Source organism: Pseudomonas vranovensis DSM 16006 (genome assembly GCF_000425805.1).
GTDB classification, from domain to species: Bacteria; Pseudomonadota; Gammaproteobacteria; order Pseudomonadales; family Pseudomonadaceae; genus Aquipseudomonas; species Aquipseudomonas vranovensis.
In genome coordinates this window covers 440,509-462,288 of sequence record NZ_AUED01000002.1, presented here as the reverse complement: position 1 = coordinate 462,288, position 21,780 = coordinate 440,509, and the positions used below count along the sequence as shown (strand labels likewise).

The following is a 21,780-nucleotide window of genomic DNA, read 5'->3' as shown; positions in this document are numbered from 1 at the left end:
TCACGGTGAGGTTGCGCTGAGGCGGGGTGGCGACTGGTATTCACGCTTCTATCCCCTATTACGATTCCCATCTAATGACGGGACGCTGACAGCGGCCTTGCCGTCACGCTGTTTGTGCCATTAACGGCGTTGATTTGGTCGATCTGTTTCCACTTATTGCATCGGCTTTTCGCAACTGGCGGCGGTGTTAACCTGAGGAAACCCATGCAAGGTGGGTTTCCTACATTAAAAACACTATGTCCCTGCAACTCAATCAGTCAAATCTGAGGAGGTCGCGGGGTGTTCATTGTCTTGGGGTAAGGAGTACCGCGCCGTGCATGCCATCAGTTTCATCCAGGATCTGGCAGTGATCATGCTCGTCGCCGGTGTGGTCACCATCCTCTTTCACCGCTTCAAGCAGCCGGTGGTGTTGGGCTACATCGTTGCCGGCTTCATTATCGGCCCCCACACTCCGCCGTTTGGTCTGATCCACGACGAAGACACCATCAAGACCCTCGCGGAGCTAGGGGTGATCTTCCTGATGTTCTGCCTGGGCCTGGAGTTCAGCCTGCGCAAGCTGTTCAAGGTGGGGGCCACGGCATTCATCGCGGCATTCCTGGAAATCGTCCTGATGATCTGGATTGGCTTCGAGATCGGCCGCTGGTTCGGCTGGAGCACCATGGACTCGCTGTTCCTCGGCGCCATCCTGGCGATCTCCTCGACCACTATCATCGTCAAGGCGCTCAACGACCTGAAGATGAAAAACGAGCGCTTCGCACAGCTGATCTTCGGCGTACTGATCGTCGAGGACATTCTGGGCATCGGCATCATTGCCTTGCTGTCGGGCATCGCTGTCAGTGGCTCGGTCAGCTCGGGCGAGGTGTTCTCCACGGTCGGCAAGCTGTCGCTGTTCATGATCGTCGCGCTGGTGGTGGGCATTCTGCTGGTGCCGCGCCTGCTGGCTTATGTAGCGCGTTTTGAAAGCAACGAGATGCTGCTGATTACCGTGCTGGGGCTGTGTTTCGGCTTCTGCCTGCTGGTGGTCAAGCTTGAATACAGCATGGTGCTGGGCGCGTTCCTGATTGGCGCGATCATGGCCGAGTCCCGCCAGTTGGTGAAGATCGAGCGGCTGATCGAGCCGGTGCGGGACTTGTTCAGTGCCATTTTCTTTGTCGCCATCGGCATGATGATCGACCCGCTGGTGCTGGTCGAATATGCCTGGCCGATCGTGGTGATCACCATCGCCGTGGTGCTGGGCAAGATGTTGTCCTGCGGCATGGGAGCCTTTATCGCCGGCAACGACGGACGCACCTCGCTGCGAGTGGGCATGGGCCTGTCACAGATTGGTGAGTTCTCATTCATCATCGCTGCATTGGGCATGACCCTGCAGGTCACCAGCGACTTCCTGTACCCGGTCGCGGTGGCGGTATCGGCCATCACCACCTTGCTGACACCGTACCTGATCCGTGGGGCTGATCCGTTGTCGCTCAAGCTTTCCAAGGTGGTGCCGCAGCGCCTGGCGCGAGTGCTGTCGCTGTATGGCGAGTGGCTGCGAAGCATCCAGCCGCATGGCGAGGGCGCACTGCTGGCGTCGATGATCCGGCGCATCCTGCTGCAGGTGGGGGTGAACCTGGCACTGGTGGTGGCGATCTTCTTCAGCGGCGGCTATTTCGCTGCGCGCATCGGTGTCTACCTGGGCGAATGGGTCAGCGACGTTGGCCAGCAGAAGGCGATGATCTGGGGCGCTGCGCTGCTGCTGTCACTGCCGTTCCTGATCGCCGCCTACCGCAAGCTCAAGGCACTGTCGATGCTGCTGGCCGAGATGGGGGTCAAGCCGGAAATGGCCGGCAGGCACACCCAGCGGGTACGTCGGGTGATTGCCGAAGTGATCCCGCTGTTGTCATTGCTGGTGATCTTCCTGCTGCTCTCTGCACTGTCTGCCAGCATCCTGCCGACCAGCGAGTTGTTGGTGTTGATCGTGGTGGTGGCGGCAGTTGTGGCGGCCTTGCTGTGGCGCTGGCTTATCCGCGTGCACACGCGGATGCAGGTCGCCTTGCTGGAGACGTTGGAAAACCATCAGGAGAATCACCACTAGGGTGATGAGAAGAAACGCTTCCTGCGGGGGGCGATTCGAATGTCCGAGGGGATGGAGCGGTAGCGAATCGCCTCGCCGCGCAGGAAGGCGTGGCGATTCTACGAACATTAATAGCTAAGAGCCATCATTTTGTGAGGATATTTCTCATTCAGCTTTCCAGCCAGACATCCCGCACCCAGTGCCAGACCGATTCCCAGCTTTCCTCGGTGACAATCTCTTCTTCACCCGACCACAGCACCACGGTGCCATCTTCCTCGACACAGTAGTAATCGTCACCATCCTGGCAGATCGGGATCAGGTCACGAGGAACACCCGCGTCCCAGGCGTTGGCCGCTACTTCCGGCAGGTAGGTGTGCGACTGTGGGTCAGTGACAGTGACGGGCTCAAGGCTGCCATAGACCACATCGCTGACCGTCAGCAGGTACTCCTTGAAGACGAAGGGAATGTTGATGAACAGCTCTTCTTCAATCTCGACCAGTTGGTCTTCATCCGGCAGCTCAAGCGGCACCGGCACTGGTTCGTTGGCTTCTCGGAGCTGTTCGATGACTTCTTCCACGGTTCTATCCTCTAACCTATTGCGACACGCTGCGCGTTATACCCTAGTAGCCTGCAGTGAAAAAGCAAAACCCCGGGACAAGCCCGGGGTTTTTTTGTGCAATGCCTCAAGATCAGCCGTTCTGGCGGATCCCTGCGACCAGCCAAGGTTGGTTTTCGCCCTGGGCACGTTCCATGTTCCAGCTTTCACTGAACACTTCGCCCTGGTCAAAGCGCGAGGTCTTGGACACGCCACTGAAGGTCAGGGTGGCGATGGTCTTGTCGGCGCGATCGTCGACGCCATCAAGCTGCACGTCCAGATTGTCGATGTAGGTGGACTGGAAGCCTTCGCCCAGCTCGGCACGTTCCTGCTTGAGGAACTGCAGCAACTGAGGGGTTACGAACTCGGTGATCTTGTCCATTTCGTTGGCATCCCAGTGCTGCTGCAGCGACTGGAAGTGGTTGCGCGCGGCAGCCAGGAAGCTCTGCTCGTTGAACCAGGCCGGGGCGTTGATCACTGGACGGGCAGCGGCGGCAGGGGCGGCCGAACCACCGAAGATCGACGGCTGGGCAGGCTGCTGGTGCACTTCACGCTCGTAAGGGGCGTGGCCGGCGGCGGCCATTTGTGGCTGCTGCTTGCGACGACGGGCGGCGATGAAGCGGAACGCCAGGAAGGCGATCAGTGCGATGATCAGGATGTCGAAGATCTGCATGCCGTCGAAGCCATCGCCCATGAACATCGAGGCCAGCAGGCCACCGGCGGCGATACCGGCCAGAGGGCCGAGCCAGCGCGAAGCACCGCTGGCGGCTGCAGGTGCACGACCTGGAGCGGTTGGCGAGGCGGCCGGTGTAGCCGGGGCTGCCTGGCGGGTCTGGTGGGTTGGCGCGGCGCCCGAGCTCTTGCCGCCGCCGAAGCGCTTGGCGTTGGCGTCGAGGCTCATCGTCAGGCCGATGCACAGCGCCAAAGCGATGCTAAGAAAACGTTGCATAGAAGGGTATTCCCATTTTGTGGATTGCACGCGCGTCATGTTGCACAGGTTGTAGGACACATGACCAGCGCCATAATGTTTCTAGCTTTTGCCTGGCTGCAGGAGCGGGTCAGCCCGCGCCTACAGCGCTTCCAGCTTGGCGTAGCCGAGCATCAGCCACTTGCTGCCTTCGGCAAAGTTGACCTGAACCCTGGCCTGGGCGCCGGAACCCTCGAAGTTGAGGATCACGCCCTCGCCAAACACCGCATGCTGCACGCGCTGGCCAAGGTTGAAGGCGGTTTGCGGAATGTTCGCGTTGGCGAACAGGCTGCTGGTGCCGACCTTCTGCGCGGCGCCGAATGGACGGCTGACGCTGTTGGACAGGCGCACCTCCTGGATCAACCCGGCCGGAATCTCGCGAACGAAGCGCGACACCTTGTTGTAGGTTTCGCTGCCATACAGGCGTCGGGTTTCGGCGTAGGTCATCACCAGCTGCTGCATGGCCCGGGTGATACCCACATAGGCCAAGCGGCGTTCCTCTTCAAGGCGGCCGGGCTCTTCCAGGCTCATCTTGTGCGGGAACAGGCCTTCTTCCATGCCCACCAGGAACACATAGGGGAATTCCAGGCCCTTGGCGCTGTGCAGGGTCATCAGCTGAATGCTGTCTTCGTGCTCGTCGGCCTGGGCGTCGCCGGCTTCCAGCGAGGCATGGCCGAGGAAGGCCGCCAACGGCGAGAGCTCGGCGTCTTCTTCGCTGCTTTCGAAGTTGCGCGCAGCGCTGACCAGTTCCTCGAGGTTTTCTACCCGTGCCTGGCCCTTTTCACCTTTTTCTTCCTGGTGATAGATGATCAGCCCGGACTGCTCGATGACGGTCTGGGTCATCAGGTGCAGCGGCATCTCCATGACCTTGGCGGCGAGGTTCTCGATCAGCTCGATGAACGCAGCCAGGGCACCGGCGGCGCGGCCCTTGAGGCCCTTGTTGGCGATCAGCAGGCTCATCGACTCCCACATCGACACTTGTGCGTGGCGGGCGTGGTCGCGAATCGCTTCGACGGTTTTTTCGCCGATGCCCCGTGGCGGTACGTTGATCACCCGCTCAAGTGCAGCATCGTTGCCGCGGCCTTCGAGCAGGCGCAGGTACGCCATGGCGTTCTTGATTTCGGCGCGTTCGAAGAAGCGCTGGCCACCATAGATGCGGTAAGGAATACGCTCGCGCAGCAGGGCTTCTTCAAGCACGCGCGACTGGGCGTTGGAACGGTAGAGGATGGCAATGTCGCTGCGTGCCAGGCCGGTCTTGAGCACGCTCTCGATGGTCTCGACCACATAGCGCGCTTCATCGTGTTCGTTGAAGGCCGCGTACAGGCTCAACGGCTCGCCATCGCCGCCGTCGGTCCACAGTTCTTTGCCCAGGCGACCGCTGTTGTTGGCGATCAGGGCGTTGGCCGCTTTGAGGATGCCGGCGGTGGAGCGGTAGTTCTGCTCCAGGCGGATCAGTTCGGCGTCGGGGAAGTCAGCGGTGTACTGATGGATGTTCTCGATCTTGGCTCCGCGCCAGCCGTAGATGGACTGGTCGTCATCGCCGACGACCATCAGGCTGTCGCCGCCCTTGGCCAGCAGGCGCAACCAGGCGTACTGCACGGCGTTGGTGTCCTGGAACTCGTCTACCAGAATGTGGCGGAAGCGGCGCTGGTAGTGCTCGAGCAGCCCCGGGTTGTCACGCCACAGGTCCAGGGCACGCAGCAGCAACTCGGAGAAGTCGATGACCCCAGCCCGCTGGCAGGCGGCCTCATAGGCTTCATAGATGCTGCGCATGGTGCCCAGGAACAGGTCGCCACTGGCCTGGATATGTTGCGGGCGCAGGCCTTCGTCTTTCTGGCCGTTGATGAACCACTGGGCCTGGCGTGCGGGCCAGCGTTGCTCATCGAGGCCCAGTTCGCGGATCACGCGCTTGACCAGGCGCTGCTGGTCGTCGCTGTCGAGGATCTGGAAGTTCTGGTTCAGCCCGGCCTCTTGCCAGTGCGCCCGCAGCAGGCGATGCGCCAGGCCGTGGAACGTGCCTACCCACATGCCGGCCGGGTTGATGCCCATCAGTTGCTCGATGCGCTGGCGCATCTCGGCAGCGGCCTTGTTGGTGAAGGTCACCGACAGGATCGAGTGCGGCGAGGCCTGCTCGACCTGGATCAACCAGGCGATGCGGTGCACCAGCACACGGGTCTTGCCGGAGCCGGCACCGGCCAGGACCAACTGACGACCAACGGGGGCGGCTACGGCCTGGCGTTGGGCGTCGTTGAGAGAGTTCAACAGGAGAGAGAGATCATCGCGCATCCGGGCATTTTAGGGGCGCGGGCAACCCTTGGGCAAATATACAGTAGAAAAACTTTGCCCTGACGACCGGGCAGTCATCGGCTGCAGCCCAAGGCCTGCGCGCTTGAGCGCTTTCGTCGGAAAATCGATCCGATGAATAATGATCCAGAGCAGTTTGGCAGGGGCTCTTGCTTGTGTATGCTCCGTGCACGTTTAGGGCTAACCATTACAAGAACACTGCCTATGACATCCGTTTCCGACTCCGTCGGCGTGCCTTTGCAGACACGTGGGAGTATCCGTAGACACTTCGCTACACAACTGGCGGTAGAGCGCACCCGGCTGCTCTATCAAGGCTCGTTGCTGCCCACCTTGTTCATGCTGCTCAATGGTCTGGTCTGTGCCTGGATGCTCTGGAGCCCGGCCCGCTACCTGTTGGTCAGTGTCTGGGTGGTGTGGCTGATGGCGCTGGTGGCCTTGAGGGTTATCCAGGTGGCCGCATTCGATTCGGCCATGCCCGATCGCCAGGCCCAGCCCAGTTGGTGGCGAATGTTTCTGCTGGGCTCGGCCTTCAGTGGCCTGACCCTGGCCAGTGCGGCGATTGCCCTGGTGCCTGTGGATAACTTCGTGCAGCAGGCCTGGGTATTCGGCCTGCTGGGCGCGGCCACCTTGTCTGCCAGTATCGCCTATGCCGTCAGCTTGCCGGCGTTTCTCAGTTTCACCTTGCCCTGCCTGCTGCCGCCCATTGCCTTCCTGCTCTGGAGTGGTGATGCGCACCAGCATGGTTGGGGTTGGCTCGGGCTGATTCTGTTGGGGGCATTGATAGTGGTGGCCTGGCAGGTCAACCGGCTGATCGAGGACAGCCTGTTGCGGCGCTTCCAGAACCAGGCCCTGATCGAGCACCTGCAAGCGGCCCAGACGCGTAGTGAACGGCTCAACCAGGCGTTGGCGGATGAGGTGGAGCAGCGACGCCAGATCGAGGAGCAATTGCGTCAGGCACAAGTGGGGCTGGAGTCGCGGGTAGTTCAGCGTAGCCAGGAGCTGGAGCAGGCCACTCACGCCTTGATCAAAAGCGAGCAGCGTCTGGCCCTGGCTCTGGAAGCGAGTGAGCTGGGCCTTTGGGACTGGAACCTTGAAACCGATGAGATCCATCACACCCAGCTGCGCGAGTTGTTCGGCATTGACCCCGACCAGGTTCGCGAAATGCTTGCCCATCTCAAGCCGCGTCTTCATCCAGACGATGTGCCATTGCTCAAGCGCACGCTGGTGGACCATCTGAAAGGGCGCACCGAGGACTATCGCATCGAGTACCGGGTGCGCCACAGCGAGGGGCACTGGTGCTGGATCGAAGACCGCGGCCGTGCGGTTGAGCGAGACGCCTGCGGTCGCGTGCTGCGCATGCTGGGAACACGCCGGGACATCAGCGAGCGCAAGGCCCAGGAAGAGCAACAGCGGCTGGCGGCCACAGTATTTGAAGCGGCCAGCGAAGGCATCGCGATCCTCGACCCGGACTACAGCCTGCTGGCGGTCAATCAGGCGTTCTGCCGGGTCACAGGTTATGTTCGCGAAGAGCTGTTGGGAGGCAAGCTGCTGGCGTTGCCCTGCAGTCGCGATGCCTGGCGTCACCACCAGGCCATCGAGCAAGCCCTTGAGCAGCAGGGCAGTTGGCAGGGGGAGCTGGTTGAGGCTCGCAAGAACGGAGAGCTGTACCCTCAGTGGCTACAACTCAATGGCGTGCGTGATGCTCGCGGCCATTTGAGCAGCATCGTTGGCTTCTTTACTGACCTGTCGGCACGCCGCGAGTCAGAGGAGCGATTGCGTTACTTGGCCCACTACGACGAGCTGACGGGGCTTGCCAACCGTGCGCTGTTTCGTCTGCGCCTGCACGAGGCCGGCCAGCGCGTGCGCCTGAGCGGGCGGGGCCTGGCCTTGCTGCATATCGATCTGGACCGCTTCAAGCTGCTCAATGACAGCCTGGGTCATGAACAGGCTGACCACCTGCTGAAACAAATGGCCCGTCGCATTGGCAATGCCGTGCCCGAGGCCGATACGGTGGCGCGTTTGTCTGGCGATGAGTTTTGCGTGCTGTTCGATGGCTACACTCACTTGTCGAGCCTGGTGCGGGTCGCCACCCGCTTGCTGGAAAAGCTGCGGGTGCCGCTGCGTGCCGACGGTCATGAATTGGTGGTCAGCGCATCGGTGGGTATCAGCCTGTTGTCCGACGCCAGCCGGGACGTCACCGCGTTGGTCAGTCAGGCCAATATGGCCATGCAGCATGCCAAGCACCTGGGCGGCGACAATTTCCAGTTCTACACCGAAAGTCTGCAGGCCAGTACGCTGCAGCGGCTGCAGTTGGAGAATCATCTGCGCAAGGCCATCGAAGAGCGTCAGCTGCAGGTTTATTACCAGCCAAAATTGTGCCTGGCCACCGGGCGCCTGCATGCCGCCGAAGCTTTGGTGCGCTGGCAGCACCCGCAGTGGGGCATGGTGCCGCCAGCGGATTTCATCGGGCTTGCCGAAGAGACCGGGCTGATAGCGCCGATGGGCGAGTTCGTTCTGCGCCAGGCGTGCTGGCAAGCGTGTGAGTGGCAGCGCCAGGGGCTTGAGCCGATTCGTGTGTCGGTCAACCTGTCGGTCTATCAACTGCGCCAGGGCAAGCTGGTCAGCCTGGTGCGCCAGGTGCTGGATGAAAGCGGGCTGGCGCCGCACTTGCTGGAGCTGGAACTGACCGAGAGCCAATTGCTCGACAGTGTGGAGCACATCATTGCAACGTTCGGCCAATTGCATGAGCTGGGCGTGAAGCTTGCGATTGACGATTTCGGCACTGGCTATTCATCGCTCAGCTACCTCAAGCGCTTCCCGGTGGATTTCGTGAAAATCGATCAGGCGTTCATTCGCGGCTTGAGTGAGGGCAGCGAAGACGCCGCCATCACCCGGGCGATCATTGCCATGGCCCAGAGCCTGGGCCTGAAGGTGGTTGCAGAAGGGGTCGAGACCCGCGAGCAACTGGAGTTTCTTCGCAGGCAGGGTTGCAATGAAGTGCAGGGCTACCTGATCAGCCGGCCGGTAACGGCACCGGAGCTGGCCGCGTTGCTGGCCAGCCGTCACCCGTTCTAGAGATGCCAGGCGCGCCCCTGGTGCGCCAGCAGGCTGTGGGCCTGGTCCGGGCCATTGGAGCCGGCGTGGTAGGGGCGCGGGGCCTGGAAGTGCTCCTGCCAGCCGATGAGGATCGGGTCAATCCAGGCCCAGGCGGCTTCTACTTCGTCGCGGCGCATGAATAGCGTCGAGTCACCATCAAGCACATCCAGCAGCAAACGTTCATAGGCGTCCCACAGGCGAGTCTGTCCGAACACCTGAGCGAGGTTGAGGTTCAGTTCAACCGGCTCCAGGCGCATGCCTTTGCCAGGGCTCTTGGTCATCATTTGCAGGCTGATGCGCTCGTCCGGCTGCAGCTGGATCAGCAACTGGTTGGCCTGGTCACCCTCGAACAAACGATGAGGCACCGGCTTGAACTGGATGACGATCTGCGAGGAGCGCTTGGCCAGGCGCTTGCCGGTGCGCAGGTAGAACGGCACGCCGGCCCAGCGCCAGTTGTCGATATGCGCCTCAACGGCGACGAAGGTCTCGGTATCGCTGTCGTTGTCGACATCTTTCTCGAAGTAGTAGGCCGGCACTTCCTGCCCGCCAATCTTGCCGGCGCTGTACTGGCCGCGCACAGTCTTGTCCTGCACATCCTGGCCGCTGATGGGCTTGAGGGCTTTGAGGATCTTCACCTTCTCGTCGCGTACGGCTTCAGCTTCGAACTGCGCTGGCGGCTCCATGGCCACCAGGCAGAGCAGTTGCAGCAGGTGGTTCTGCAGCATGTCACGGGTGGCGCCGGAACGGTCGTAATAGGCGCCCCGGTTTTCCACCCCCAGGGTTTCACACACGCTGATCTGCACGTGATCTACCTGGCTGTTGCGCCAGACAGGTTCGAGCAGGGCGTTGGCGAAGCGCAGGGCCATGAGGTTCTGCACGGTTTCCTTGCCCAGGTAGTGGTCGATACGAAACACCTGCGACTCGTCGAACACTTCGCCGATGGCCTGGTTGATCGCGGTGGCCGACTCCAGCGAATGGCCGATGGGCTTTTCCAGGACGATGCGTGCTTCGCTGTCGGCCAGGCCCGCAACTTTGAGGTTCTTGGCAATGGGCACGAACAGGTTGGGGGCGGTGGCCAGGTAGTAAATTCGGGTCAGGCCGCCCGGCTCACCCAGAAAGCGTGCCAGGCGACCGAAGTCGGCACTCTGCGAAGCGTCCATGGAGAAGTAGTCCAGTCGCGCGCAAAAACGCGCCCAGACATCTTCCTCGAAGTCGTTGCGGGCGATCTGGGCCCGGCAGCGCCGTTCGGTGAGCTTGAGAAATTCATTTCGTGGCAGCGTGCGCCGAGCCAGGGCAATGATGCGTACGGCGTTGTGCAGGCGCCCCTCGCGATACAGGTGATAGAGCGCCGGAAGCAGTTTGTGCAGGGCCAGATCACCGGTGCCGCCGAACACCAATATGTCGCAAGGGATAGTCAATACCACCACTCTCCTAGTTCGTTTAGCTGGGCGGGTCGCCGGTCATGTAGTATAACTACAAGAAAGCTACAACCCGGTCAGTCGATCATAACCGAGTCCTGCCCTTGAATCTGTTGCAACACATCGCCCAGTCGCGCCATCTGCTACGCAAATCGGAACTGAAGGTTGCCGATCACGTGCTGCTGGATCCCGCAGCCGTCATGCATAGCTCCATGGCCGATCTTGCCCATAGCGTTGGTATCAGCGAGCCAACCATCGTGCGCTTTTGCCGTGCCATCGGTTGCTCCGGGTTCCAGGACCTCAAACTCAAGCTGGCCCAGAGCCTGGCGGCCGGTGCCAGTTTTGGCCAGTTCGCCATTCATGAAGACGACTCGGTTGCCGACTACAGTCTGAAGATTTTCGACACCACCCTGCATACCCTGATGGAGGTGCGCGAGCATCTCGATCCACAGGCCTTGCAACGTGCCGTGACGGCCATGGCCAACGCCCAGCGCGTCGAGTTCTATGGCTTTGGTGCTTCCGGTGCGGTGGCGGCGGATGCCCAGCACAAGTTCTTCCGCCTGCTGCTGACGGCCGCGGCGTATTCCGACCCGCACATGCAGGCAATGTCGGCCGTGACCCTCAAGCCGGGTGATGTAGCCATCTGCATTTCCCAGTCCGGGCGCTCGAAGGATCTGCTGATCACTGCCAACCTGGTGCGTGAAAGCGGTGCCACCTTGATTACCCTGTGCCCGAGCCAGACGCCATTGGCCGAGTTGTCGACGGTCAACCTGGCCATCGACGTGCATGAAGACACCGAGATCTACACCCCGCTGACCTCACGTATCGCTCACCTGGTGGTCATCGACGTACTGGCCATGGGCGTAGCCATGGCGCGCGGCCCTAGCCTGGTCAACCACCTCAAGAGCGTCAAACGCAGCTTGCGCAGCCTGCGCCTGTCGCCCAAGTCAGTGAAGGCACTCGACGACTGAACGCGTGTAGGAGCGGGCTTGCCCCGCGATCGAGGTCGGCAGAAGAGCCCAATCGCGGGACAAGCCCGCTCCTACACTGCAGATTCACCCGCCTGTAACCACCCCGCCGCCAAACTGTAACCCGCCTGCGCCAGGCTGAACTCCCGCACTCGATCAGGGAGATATGCAATGGCTCGTGAATTCGATGGCTCGTATCAACCCAACGCAAAATCCCGCAAGCAGCAGGAGAAAGATCAGCGCCGCATGGAATTTCGCCGCGCGATCGAAAGTTACTCCGAACAGCGCCGCCTTCTGCAAGAAATAGCCGATTTTCCCGAGTTGCAGGCCATCAATGTGTGGCAGGTATCGGCGGCAAGTTCCCCGAAAAACGCTCAACAAGCCCGCTGATTTGCGTACGTTCGCTGCGAATGAACGCAAGAAAGGCCAAGGCCACCGGTGACTGCCGCTTGGCCTTGGCCTGCACCACGCACCAACTGCGGTACAGCGGTAGTTCCTCTACCGGCAACTCGCGCAGCACGCCGGTGGCCAGTTCCAGGTTAAGCGCGTGACGAGTCAGCAGGGCAATGCCCAGACCGGCAATCACGCATTCACGCTGGGCGTCGGCCGACGCCACTTCAAGGGTCTGGGTGAAGTGTACGCGCTTGTCCTTGAAGTATTCCTCGCACGCCTTGCGGGTCCCCGAGCCTTGTTCGCGCACCAGCAGGGTGTGTGGCTCAAGGTCTTGCAGGCGCAACTTTTCCAGCTTGCACAGTGGGTGCTCGGGCGGCGCCACGGCGACAATCGGGTTATTAAGGAAGGGCAGGAACTCCAGGCCCATGTCCTGGGGTACCATCGACATGATGATCAGGTCATCACGATTGTCGGAAAGCCTGCGAATTGCCTGCGCGCGATTGACCACGGTGAGGGTGAGGTTGACCTCCGGGTGCAAGCGCTTGAAGGCAGCGAACAGGTGTGGCACGAAGTACTTGGCGCTGGATTCGACGGCCAGCTTCAAGTGCCCCTGCAACGAGCCCTGCATGTCGGAGAGCTGCATGTCCAGGCTCTCCAGGCGGCCGAAGATATCCCGGCTGGCCCGTTGCAGCGCTTCGGCGGCTTCGGTCAGGTAAAGCTTCTTGCCGACGTACTCGAACAACGGTTGGCCCACCAGTTCTTCAAGCTGGCGGATTTGTAGACTAACGGCGGGTTGCGTCAGATTCATCTCCTCGGCCGCCCGGCTGTAGGAACGTAAATCACAGACCTCATTGAAGATCTGCAGTTGACGCAATGTCATACGCATCAATGACTTACGCATTTTATTCTTGTCCTGGCAAAACCTTGTAACAGCACTATAAGCTTTTGCTAATGCTCGCCCTAATAAATATTGATTTTTGTTTATTCCAAGACAGCGCTAGGGTAAAGATGCGACTGGCCAGCGACGATTGGTCACGCGCCGACCGGTTATGCCGGCTCGTTTGTTCTAGCGGCCTTGGGAATTATTCCAGTGATAAAAAAGATCCTGATCGCCAACCGCGGTGAAATTGCTGTTCGAATCGTGCGTGCCTGCGCCGAGATGGGCATCCGTTCCGTGGCGATCTTCTCCGACGCCGACCGCCATGCCTTGCACGTCAAGCGTGCCGACGAGGCCCACAGCATTGGTGCCGAGCCCCTGGCCGGTTACCTGAACCCGCGCAAGCTGGTGAACCTGGCAGTGGAAACCGGTTGCGATGCCCTGCATCCCGGTTATGGCTTTTTGTCTGAGAACGCTGAGCTTGCAGACATTTGTGCCGAACGCGGTATCAAGTTCATCGGCCCGGCGGCAGAAGTCATTCGCCGCATGGGTGACAAGACTGAAGCCCGTCGCAGCATGATCAAGGCGGGTGTCCCGGTGACGCCAGGCACTGAAGGCAACGTTGCCGACATCCATGAAGCCCTCGAGGAAGGTGATCGCATCGGGTATCCGGTGATGCTCAAGGCCACCTCCGGTGGTGGCGGTCGCGGCATTCGTCGCTGCAACAGCCGCGAAGAGCTCGAGCAAGCCTTCCCGCGGGTGATATCCGAAGCGACCAAGGCCTTTGGTTCGGCGGAAGTCTTCCTGGAAAAATGCATCGTCAACCCGAAACACATCGAGGCGCAGATCCTCGGTGACAGCTTCGGCAACGTTGTGCACCTGTTCGAGCGCGATTGCTCGATCCAGCGTCGTAACCAGAAGCTCATTGAAATCGCCCCAAGCCCGCAACTAACCCCTGAACAGCGCGCCTACATCGGCGACCTGTCGGTACGCGCCGCCAAGGCCGTGGGTTACGAGAACGCCGGTACCGTGGAGTTTCTGCTCGCCGATGGCGAGGTGTACTTCATGGAGATGAACACCCGGGTGCAGGTGGAACACACCATCACCGAAGAAATCACCGGTATCGACATCGTTCGCGAGCAGATCCGCATCGCCTCCGGCCTGCCGCTGTCGGTCAAGCAGGAAGACATCCAGCACCGGGGCTTCGCCCTGCAGTTCCGGATCAACGCTGAAGATCCGAAGAACAACTTCCTCCCAAGCTTCGGCAAGATCACCCGTTACTACGCTCCCGGCGGTCCGGGCGTACGTACCGACACGGCGATCTATACCGGCTACACCATTCCACCGTTCTACGACTCGATGTGCCTGAAGCTGGTGGTCTGGGCGCTGACCTGGGAAGAAGCCATGGACCGTGGCCTGCGCGCCCTGGACGACATGCGCGTGCAAGGGGTCAAGACCACCGCCGCTTATTACCAGGAAATCCTGCGCAATCCGGAATTCCGCAGCGGTCAGTTCAATACCAGCTTCGTTGAAAGCCATCCGGAACTGACCAACTACTCGATCAAGCGCAAACCCGAAGAGCTGGCCCTGGCCATCGCTGCCGCCATCGCCGCCCACGCAGGCCTGTGAGGAACCCGACAATGTCCAAGAAAATTTTTGTAACCGACACAATCCTGCGCGACGCCCACCAGTCCCTGCTGGCTACCCGCATGCGTACCGAAGACATGCTGCCGATCTGCGACAAGCTCGACAAAGTCGGCTACTGGTCGCTGGAAGTCTGGGGCGGCGCTACCTTCGACGCCTGTGTACGCTTTCTCAAGGAAGACCCGTGGGAGCGCCTGCGCAAGCTGCGCGCCGCTCTGCCCAACACCCGCCTGCAAATGCTGCTGCGTGGCCAGAACCTGCTGGGCTACCGCCATTACAGCGATGACGTGGTCAAGGCGTTCGTTGCCAAGGCTGCCGTCAACGGCATCGACGTGTTCCGTATCTTCGACGCCATGAACGACGTGCGTAACCTGCGCGTGGCCATCGAGGCGGTCAAGGCTGCCGGCAAGCACGCCCAGGGCACCATCGCCTACACCACCAGCCCGGTGCACACCATCGATGCGTTCGTGGCCCAGGCCAAGCAGATGGAAGCCATGGGTTGCGACTCGGTTGCGATCAAGGACATGGCCGGCCTGCTGACCCCGTACGCCACCGGCGAACTGGTCAAGGCACTCAAGGCCGAGCAGTCGCTGCCCGTGTTCATTCACTCCCACGACACCGCCGGCCTGGCTGCCATGTGCCAGCTCAAGGCTGTCGAGAACGGCGCTGACCATATCGACACCGCCATCTCCAGCTTCGCCTGGGGCACCAGCCACCCCGGCACCGAATCGATGGTCGCAGCCCTCAAGGGCAGCGAGTTCGACACTGGCCTGGACCTGGAGCTGTTGCAGGAAATCGGTCTGTACTTCTATGCCGTTCGCAAGAAGTACCACCAGTTCGAGAGCGAGTTCACCGCCGTCGATACCCGCGTGCAAGTGAACCAGGTTCCGGGTGGGATGATTTCCAACCTGGCCAACCAGCTCAAGGAGCAAGGCGCACTCAACCGCATGAACGAAGTGCTGGCCGAGATTCCCCGGGTTCGCGAAGACCTCGGTTTCCCGCCGCTGGTGACCCCAACCTCGCAGATCGTCGGCACCCAGGCGTTCTTCAACGTGCTGGCTGGCGAGCGCTACAAGACCATCACCAACGAAGTGAAGCTGTACCTTCAAGGGGGCTACGGCAAAGCGCCGGGTGTGGTCGATGAGCAACTGCGTCGCCAGGCCATCGGCAGCGAAGAAGTGATCGACGTGCGCCCAGCCGACTTGCTCAAGCCGGAAATGACCAAGCTGCGCGCCGACATCGGCAACCTGGCCAAGTCTGAAGAAGACGTGCTGACCTACGCCATGTTCCCGGACATCGGGCGCAAGTTCCTCGAAGAGCGTGAAGCCGGCACCCTGACCCCTGAAGCGCTGCTGCCGATTCCAGAAGCCGGCGCGGTAGCCTCGGCTGGTGGCGAAGGTGTTCCGACCGAGTTCGTCATCGACGTACATGGTGAAACCTACCGCGTCGACATTACCGGTGTGGGTGTCAAGGCTGAAGGCAAGCGTCACTTCTACCTGTCCATCGACGGCATGCCGGAAGAAGTGGTGTTCGAGCCGCTCAACGAATTCGTCGGCGGTGGCAGCAGCAAGCGCAAGCAGGCCAGCGCACCGGGTCACGTGAGCACCACCATGCCAGGGAACATCGTCGATGTACTGGTCAAGGAAGGCGACACGGTCAAGGCCGGCCAATCGGTACTGATCACCGAAGCCATGAAGATGGAAACCGAAGTCCAGGCAGCCATTGCCGGCAAGGTCACCGCCATCCACGTGGCCAAGGGCGACCGGGTCAACCCGGGTGAAATCCTGATCGAGATCGAGGGCTGATTACAGGCCCCGGTCTACAAGCGGTTAACCTCTGGGGAGCGATAGCTCCCCTTTTTTTTGCGGCTACATGCTATTCCTGCCGGCAGGCTTCCAAGGTACGTAGTTGACCCTCCGGCCGCTGGTTATCCTCACTCAACCACCGCTCAAACCCCGCCGCAATCGCCGGCCATTCATCATCGGTAATCGAAAACCAGGCCGTATCCCGATTGCGGTCCTTGATCACCATGTGTTTTCGAAACACCCCCTCGAACGTAAAGCCAAAGCGCAGTGCCGCTCGTTTGGAGCGGGCGTTGGCATCGTTGCACTTCCATTCCAGGCGACGGTTGCCCAGCTCGATCCCCAGCTTGCCCAGCAGGTACACCGCTTCGGTGCCCTTGGGGGTGCGTTGCATGGCGGCGCCGAAGGCGATGTGGCCGATTTCGATACGGCCCTGGTCGGGGACGATGGACATCAGGCTGAGGATGCCCTGGGTCTGGCCGCTGGCCAGGTCGATGACGCTGTAGAACAAGGGATCGCTGCTGGCCGCATTGCTGTCGAGCCAGTGGTCGAAATCTTCGCGCTCGGTAAACGGGCCATATGCCAGGTAGTCCCAGAGCTTCGGATCGGCGTCCGGGCCTTGGAATACGTCCCAGAGGTCTTCGCGGTCGCGCCGGGGGTCGAGTTTTTCCAGGCGGATGAAGCGCCCCATCAGCGCGGTCGGTTGCGGACGTTTGGCCGGGTGCCAGTTCAAGGTATCACTCATCGTGTGGCTCCTGGAGTTACAGCGGTTTGCGAAACTGGATGAAGCCGGGGCGCTCGGCAACCTGCTCGTACAGGCTGATCGCCGTCGCGTTGGTTTCGTGGGTCAACCAATGGACCTTGGCGCAGCCCGCTTCGCGAGCCGTATCGTAGACATACTCGATCAGGTGACGGCCAACACCCAGGCCACGTTGCTCGCTCTGGACGTAGAGGTCCTGCAGGTAGCAGGAGTTCTCGATGCTCCAGTTGGAACGATGATAGATCCAGTGGACCATGCCCACTGCCTTGCCATCGACCCAGGCCAGCGCTGCGTTGGTCGGTTCGTTGGGGTCCAGCATGCGCTGCCAGGCGACGTTCGTCACTTCACCGGCAAGACGGGTTTGGTAGAAGTCCAGATACGCCTGCCACAAGGGCAGCCAGGCACTGTGATCGTTGGCGGCTACAGGGCGAATATTCACGGTCGACATAGCGGTTTCCTTCAGAGTGGGCGCATCTGGGCGGCCAGTTGATTGTCCAGAGGATCGGTGCTGTTGCTCAGGCTTTTGCGCACACCTTCGATATCGATGGCCGAGCGGTTCTGGCTGAGTTTGCGGGTGCCTTGCAGGCGCTCGATGGGCAGGGCAAAGCCGACGATGGCCTTGAGCATCCCGGCCATGTAGTCGGCAGGTGCTTCATCCACCGACCAGGGCGCGGCCTGGCGTTGTTCATGGTGGTCGCTCAAGCGCCGGACGATGTCCAGCAGGTGCTCGGCATCGTGATACACCTGGGCCTTGCCCCAGGCATGGACCGCCATGTAGTTCCAGGTCGGCACGGTGCGCGGGTCCTCGAGCTTGCTGGGGTAGTAACCGGCGCTGACATACGCATCGGGCCCGGCAAACACCACCAGGGCCTCGGCGCCGTTTTCCAGCGCCTGCCATTGGCGGTTGGCGCGGGCGAAGTGGCCGTAGAGCGTGCCGTTGCTGCCCTGGCTGCGGTCGAGCAGCAAGGGCAGGTGGCTGGCCTGCAGGCCTTGTTCGCCCTGAGTCACCAGTACGGCCAGGCGGGTTTGCTCGATCTGCTGGTGCAGTTGGCTGAGGTCGGTTTCCTTGTAGCTCGAAGGTGTGAACATGGGGATTGTCCTTGGCGTATGGCTCAATCCTAGGCAGGCTATTGGTCTATGGTAAGAGCCATTAACAGCTAATTTGATAGGTCCATTGTCATGAGCGAGCGCCCCTTCACCTTGCCGTTCGACCCCACCGGAATCGTGCTCGATCGTCGCCAGGGGCTGAGCCGACAGCTTTACCAGGCACTGCGCATGCGTGTGCTGGATGGGCGCTTGAGCAGTGGGACACGGTTGCCGGCCACCCGTGACATGGCCACGGCCCTGGCCTTGTCGCGCAACAGTGTGGTGCGCGCCTATGACCAACTGTATGCCGAAGGTTTCATCGAAAGCCGGGTGGGCGATGGCACGTACGTGAGCCAACTACCAAAACTATCCACAAAAGTATCCACAGGGTTATCCCTGGGTTTTTCCACAGGGTTATCCACAAAATCGACTGAAAATACTGAGGTTTTGTCCAGTAAAGTTATCCACACAGGCCCTTTGGCGCGGCTCCAAAATCATCATTTACCTGCTCCCAAAAGCGGGCCGCCGCGGGCTTTTCGCGTCGGTTTACCGGCGCTCGATTTGTTCCCTTTTGACGTCTGGGCCAAGCTGCAGGCGGGTTTTTGGCGTAACCCGGATCCGGCCGCCCTGGGCTACGGCGATCCGGCCGGCGAACCGCAGCTTCGTGAGCTGATTGCGACCTATTTGCGTCGATCACGGGGGCTTTCCTGCATGGCTGAACAAATTGTGATCACCAGTGGTGCGCAGCAGGCGATAAGCCTTTGTGCACAGCTGCTGCTGGAGCCGGGGGAGAGTGTGGCTGTGGAAAACCCTGGTTACCGCGCCGCCGGAAATGCCTTCGCCCTGACCGGCGCGCGGGTGCATGGGGTGGCTGTGGACAACGAAGGGCTCGATTGCACCGCGCTCGAGGCCCTGGCGAATTGTCGCCTGAGCTACGTGACGCCCTCGCACCAGTACCCCACCGGGGTCACCATGAGCCTGGCCCGGCGCCTGGAACTGCTTGCCTGGGCCCAGCGCAAGGACGGCTGGATCATCGAGGACGACTACGATGGCGAGTACCGCTACAGCGGCGCCCCCTTGGCGCCCTTGGCAGCGCTGGATCGCAGCGGGCGGGTGTTATACATCGGCACCTTCGGCAAGATCGCCTTCCCGGCCCTGCGCCTGGGTTATCTGGTATTGCCGCAACAGCTGGTACAGGCCTTTTCCCGTTGCCGGGCGCTGGCAGTGCGGCATTCGGAGGTCGGGACCCAGGCGGTAATGGCGCAGTTCATGGCCAAGGGACACTTCCAGCGCCACATCCGCCGTGTGCGGCGTGCAGCCCTGAGCCGGCGCAATGCCTTGCAGGCCGGTTGGCCCGTGGATGTTCCAGGCCTGGGCCCGATGCCGGAAGTAGCTGCCGGGCTGCATGTGAAAGTCGATGTGGACTGTTACGCCCGCGAGCAGGCACTGATCGCTCGTGCCGAAGCCGTTGGGGTTGAGCTCAACGCCCTGAGCGACTATTGGTTGCCCGACTCCACGGCCTCTGTGGATAACCGTGCCGGGTTGGTGCTGGGCTTCGCCGCCGTGGACGAAGCCCGAATTGCCGATGCCCTGGCACGCTTGCGGCGTGCCTGGCGCGGGTGACGGTCAGGTGCCGGCCTTGATCTTGGTCCAGGCCCGAGTGCGCGCGCGTTCGGCGTCGCGGGCAAGCGGCTGCAAGGTATACAGCTTGGCCATGGCTTCCTCGGTCGGGTACAGGTTGGGGTTGTTGCGAATCGCCGGGGCGACCCGTTCGGTGGCGTCCTTGTTCGGGTTCGGATACCCGACAAAGTCGCTGATGGGGGCAATGACCTTGGGCTGCAGCAGGTAGTTGATGAAGGTGTACGCGTCCTCTGGGTTGGCCGCGCCTTTGGGGATCGCCAGCATATCGAACCAGATCGGTGCGCCTTCCTTGGGCAGGCGCATGTCCACCACCACGCCGTTTTTCGCTTCGATGGCGCGGTTGGCTGCCTGGGAGAAGCTGCCCGAGTAGCCCACGGCCACGCAGATGTCGCCGTTGGCGATGTCGGCCATGTACTTGGAAGAGTGGAAGTAGGTGATGTGCGGACGGATTTTCATCATCAGCGCCTCGGCTTTCTTGTAGTCAGCCGGCTTGTCGCTGTTGGGCGGCAGGCCCAGGTATTGAAGGGCCAGGGGCAGGATTTCCGAGGGCGAATCGAGCAGGGCGACGCCGCACTGCTTGAGCTTGGCGAGGTTCTCTTCCTTGAAGATCAGGTCCCAGCTGTCCACCGGGGCGTTGTCACCCAGCGCGGCCTTGACCTTGGCCGGGTTGAAGCCGATCAGCACGGTGCCATACATGTACGGCACGGCAAATTTGTTGCCGGGATCGTTGGCCTCGATCAGCTTCATCAGCTTGGGGTCCAGGTGCTGCCAGTTCGGCAGCTTGCTGCGGTCCAGCGGCTGGAACACCCCGGCTTCGATCTGCTTGGCCAGGAACACGTTGGAGGGTACGACCACGTCATACCCGGAGTTGCCAGTCAGCAACTTGGCTTCGAGCGCCTCGTTGGTGTCGAAGATGTCGTAGATCAACTTGACCTGGCTGTCTTTCTGGAAGTCCACCAGGGTTTGCGGGGTGATGTAGTCGAACCAGTTGTAGACCCGCAGGGTGCGCTGCTCGGCAGCCTGGAGGCTACCGGCAAGCAGGGTGCTGCAGAGCAAGGGGGCAATCAGGCGCTTGAGTCGGGTCATCGTTGAGCTTCCTGTTGGGCGCGTTCGAAACCTTCCAGTACGTTCACTGCGTTGATGCCGATTTCCTCGACCGCATAACCGCCTTCCATGACGAACAGGGTCGGCTTGCCGAGGTGGGCAATGCGTTCGCCCATCTGCAGGTAGTCGGGACTGTCCAGCTTGAACTGGGAAATCGGATCGTCCTTGAAGGTGTCGACCCCCAGGGAAACCACCAGCACATCCGGCCCATAGGCAGCGATACGTTCACAGGCCTGGTCCAGGGCATTGCTCCAGGTCGGCCAGTCGCTGCCGGCCGGCAGCGGGTAATTGATGTTGAAGCCTTGGCCCTCACCTTCGCCTTCTTCATCGGCATAGCCGAGGAAGAACGGAAACTCGGCTTGTGGATCGCCATGAATCGAGGCGAAGAACACGTCGTTGCGCTGGTAGAAGATTTCCTGGGTGCCGTTGCCGTGATGGTAGTCCACGTCGAGGATCGCCACTTTCTGCCGGCCCTGGTCGAGAAAGGCCTGAGCGGCGATGGCGGCGTTGTTCAGGTAGCAGTAGCCGCCCATCACATCGCTGGCGGCATGGTGTCCAGGTGGCCGGCACAAGGCAAATGCACTATGGGCGCCGGCCTGGATGGCGGCCTGGGCGGTCAGTGCGACTTGGGCAGCACTGTAGGCGGCCTTCCAGGTGCCAGCGGTAATCGGCGCACCGGCGTCGAAACTGTAGTAGCCCAACTCGCCATGCAGGCCGCTGGGCTTGATGTTGCGCAGCGTGCGCGCCGGCCAGGTGAAGGGCAGCAGGTCACCCTCGTGGCCCAGCTGGACCCAGCGCTGCCAGGCGCCCTCGAAGAAATTCAGGTAATCGGCGCCGTGTACCCGCAGCAGCGGCGCGCGGCCATAGTCTGAAGGGCCTTGCACTGGCCCCAGCTCGCAGTACTTGACCCGCTCCAGCACATGATCGGCGCGTGAAGGCATTTCAAAGCAGGGCATCAATTGCCCGTCGATCAGCTCGCAGCGGCCGTGGTGCAGGCGGTGGTCATCAGAATAGATCGTCAGCATTTATTGTTCTCCGGGTTCACTGGCGTGCCGTCCATTGTTGATGGCAG

At 61.3% G+C, this 21,780-nt stretch carries 17 protein-coding genes; 7 read left to right on the top strand and 10 right to left on the bottom strand.

The window, feature by feature from the left end; genetic code table 11:
• Positions 1-313 precede the first annotated feature (313 nt).
• Positions 314-2,074 carry a cation:proton antiporter gene (locus tag H621_RS0106105; protein ID WP_028942519.1) on the top strand — a complete coding sequence of 587 codons (1,761 nt, stop codon included), beginning with the start codon at positions 314-316 and terminating at the stop codon, positions 2,072-2,074.
• 148 nt (positions 2,075-2,222) lie between these two features.
• On the opposite strand, the gene H621_RS0106100 is transcribed toward H621_RS0106105, so the two are convergent.
• The 3 genes from H621_RS0106100 to uvrD form a co-directional block, all read right to left on the bottom strand.
• Entirely contained in the window at positions 2,223-2,630 is a 408-nt protein-coding gene (locus tag H621_RS0106100) for an SMI1/KNR4 family protein (protein ID WP_028942518.1), read from the bottom strand.
• A 112-nt stretch (positions 2,631-2,742) separates the two neighbouring features.
• Complete coding sequence (locus H621_RS0106095) at positions 2,743-3,597, bottom strand: Tim44 domain-containing protein (RefSeq protein ID WP_028942517.1); 855 nt, start codon at positions 3,595-3,597, stop codon at positions 2,743-2,745.
• 120 nt (positions 3,598-3,717) lie between these two features.
• A complete protein-coding gene (gene uvrD / locus H621_RS0106090; RefSeq protein WP_028942516.1) occupies positions 3,718-5,901 on the bottom strand; it encodes a DNA helicase II in 2,184 nt (727 codons plus the stop codon).
• Between the two features lie 222 nt (positions 5,902-6,123).
• Here uvrD and H621_RS0106085 point away from each other — a divergent pair, with 222 nt between their 5' ends.
• Complete coding sequence (locus H621_RS0106085; protein WP_028942515.1) at positions 6,124-8,994, top strand: EAL domain-containing protein; 2,871 nt, start codon at positions 6,124-6,126, stop codon at positions 8,992-8,994.
• Here the strand turns inward: H621_RS0106085 and zwf are convergent.
• A complete protein-coding gene (zwf, locus tag H621_RS0106080) occupies positions 8,991-10,433 on the bottom strand; it encodes a glucose-6-phosphate dehydrogenase (protein WP_028942514.1) in 1,443 nt (480 codons plus the stop codon). The genes H621_RS0106085 and zwf overlap by 4 nt on opposite strands.
• Positions 10,434-10,537: 104 nt before the next feature.
• Here zwf and hexR point away from each other — a divergent pair, with 104 nt between their 5' ends.
• On the top strand, positions 10,538-11,404 hold the full coding sequence (gene hexR / locus H621_RS0106075; protein ID WP_028942513.1) for a transcriptional regulator HexR: 867 nt from the start codon (positions 10,538-10,540) through the stop codon (positions 11,402-11,404).
• A gap of 168 nt (positions 11,405-11,572) precedes the next feature.
• Positions 11,573-11,791 (top strand): PA3496 family putative envelope integrity protein, encoded by a 219-nt coding sequence (locus H621_RS27970; protein WP_084167928.1) that lies wholly within the window; start codon positions 11,573-11,575, stop codon positions 11,789-11,791.
• On the opposite strand, the gene H621_RS0106070 is transcribed toward H621_RS27970, so the two are convergent.
• Positions 11,733-12,680 carry a LysR family transcriptional regulator gene (locus H621_RS0106070; RefSeq protein ID WP_167332095.1) on the bottom strand — a complete coding sequence of 316 codons (948 nt, stop codon included), beginning with the start codon at positions 12,678-12,680 and terminating at the stop codon, positions 11,733-11,735. The genes H621_RS27970 and H621_RS0106070 overlap by 59 nt on opposite strands.
• Positions 12,681-12,884: 204 nt before the next feature.
• On the opposite strand from H621_RS0106070, the gene H621_RS0106065 reads away from it, so the two are divergent.
• Positions 12,885-14,300 carry an acetyl-CoA carboxylase biotin carboxylase subunit gene (locus H621_RS0106065; protein WP_028942511.1) on the top strand — a complete coding sequence of 472 codons (1,416 nt, stop codon included), beginning with the start codon at positions 12,885-12,887 and terminating at the stop codon, positions 14,298-14,300.
• Between the two features lie 11 nt (positions 14,301-14,311).
• Positions 14,312-16,120 carry a sodium-extruding oxaloacetate decarboxylase subunit alpha gene (gene oadA, locus H621_RS0106060; protein ID WP_028942510.1) on the top strand — a complete coding sequence of 603 codons (1,809 nt, stop codon included), beginning with the start codon at positions 14,312-14,314 and terminating at the stop codon, positions 16,118-16,120.
• A 70-nt stretch (positions 16,121-16,190) separates the two neighbouring features.
• Here oadA and H621_RS0106055 read toward each other — a convergent pair whose 3' ends face one another.
• The 3 genes from H621_RS0106055 to H621_RS0106045 are packed head-to-tail and all read right to left on the bottom strand — an operon-like array spanning position 16,191 to position 17,966.
• A complete protein-coding gene (locus H621_RS0106055; RefSeq protein WP_028942509.1) occupies positions 16,191-16,862 on the bottom strand; it encodes a GNAT family N-acetyltransferase in 672 nt (223 codons plus the stop codon).
• A 16-nt stretch (positions 16,863-16,878) separates the two neighbouring features.
• The gene (locus H621_RS0106050; protein WP_028942508.1) at positions 16,879-17,325 is read right to left on the bottom strand and encodes a GNAT family N-acetyltransferase; all 447 of its coding nucleotides are present in this window, start codon (positions 17,323-17,325) and stop codon (positions 16,879-16,881) included.
• A gap of 11 nt (positions 17,326-17,336) precedes the next feature.
• Positions 17,337-17,966 carry an FMN-binding negative transcriptional regulator gene (locus H621_RS0106045; RefSeq protein ID WP_028942507.1) on the bottom strand — a complete coding sequence of 210 codons (630 nt, stop codon included), beginning with the start codon at positions 17,964-17,966 and terminating at the stop codon, positions 17,337-17,339.
• A gap of 90 nt (positions 17,967-18,056) precedes the next feature.
• Between H621_RS0106045 and pdxR the strand changes: the two genes are divergently transcribed.
• Positions 18,057-19,586 (top strand): MocR-like pyridoxine biosynthesis transcription factor PdxR, encoded by a 1,530-nt coding sequence (gene pdxR / locus H621_RS0106040; protein ID WP_028942506.1) that lies wholly within the window; start codon positions 18,057-18,059, stop codon positions 19,584-19,586.
• Positions 19,587-19,589: 3 nt separating this feature from the next.
• Here pdxR and H621_RS0106035 read toward each other — a convergent pair whose 3' ends face one another.
• On the bottom strand, positions 19,590-20,690 hold the full coding sequence (locus tag H621_RS0106035; RefSeq protein ID WP_028942505.1) for a polyamine ABC transporter substrate-binding protein: 1,101 nt from the start codon (positions 20,688-20,690) through the stop codon (positions 19,590-19,592).
• A complete protein-coding gene (locus H621_RS0106030) occupies positions 20,687-21,733 on the bottom strand; it encodes a histone deacetylase family protein (protein ID WP_028942504.1) in 1,047 nt (348 codons plus the stop codon). Before H621_RS0106030 ends, H621_RS0106035 begins: the two co-directional genes overlap by 4 nt.
• Between the last annotated feature and the right edge of the window lie 47 nt (positions 21,734-21,780).

Excerpts from the sequence above, each read along its gene's own strand:
- H621_RS0106095 (WP_028942517.1), bottom strand. The coding sequence starts at position 3,597 with ATGCAACGTTTTCTTAGCATCGCTTTGGCGCTGTGCATCGGCCTGACG.
- uvrD (WP_028942516.1), bottom strand. The coding sequence starts at position 5,901 with ATGCGCGATGATCTCTCTCTCCTGTTGAACTCTCTCAACGACGCCCAA.
- H621_RS0106085 (WP_028942515.1), top strand. The coding sequence starts at position 6,124 with ATGACATCCGTTTCCGACTCCGTCGGCGTGCCTTTGCAGACACGTGGG.
- H621_RS27970 (WP_084167928.1), top strand. The coding sequence starts at position 11,573 with ATGGCTCGTGAATTCGATGGCTCGTATCAACCCAACGCAAAATCCCGC.
- H621_RS0106070 (WP_167332095.1), bottom strand. The coding sequence starts at position 12,680 with ATGCGTATGACATTGCGTCAACTGCAGATCTTCAATGAGGTCTGTGAT.
- oadA (WP_028942510.1), top strand. The coding sequence starts at position 14,312 with ATGTCCAAGAAAATTTTTGTAACCGACACAATCCTGCGCGACGCCCAC.
- H621_RS0106055 (WP_028942509.1), bottom strand. The coding sequence starts at position 16,862 with ATGAGTGATACCTTGAACTGGCACCCGGCCAAACGTCCGCAACCGACC.
- H621_RS0106050 (WP_028942508.1), bottom strand. The coding sequence starts at position 17,325 with ATGTCGACCGTGAATATTCGCCCTGTAGCCGCCAACGATCACAGTGCC.
- H621_RS0106045 (WP_028942507.1), bottom strand. The coding sequence starts at position 17,966 with ATGTTCACACCTTCGAGCTACAAGGAAACCGACCTCAGCCAACTGCAC.
- pdxR (WP_028942506.1), top strand. The coding sequence starts at position 18,057 with ATGAGCGAGCGCCCCTTCACCTTGCCGTTCGACCCCACCGGAATCGTG.
- H621_RS0106035 (WP_028942505.1), bottom strand. The coding sequence starts at position 20,690 with ATGACCCGACTCAAGCGCCTGATTGCCCCCTTGCTCTGCAGCACCCTG.
- H621_RS0106030 (WP_028942504.1), bottom strand. The coding sequence starts at position 21,733 with ATGCTGACGATCTATTCTGATGACCACCGCCTGCACCACGGCCGCTGC.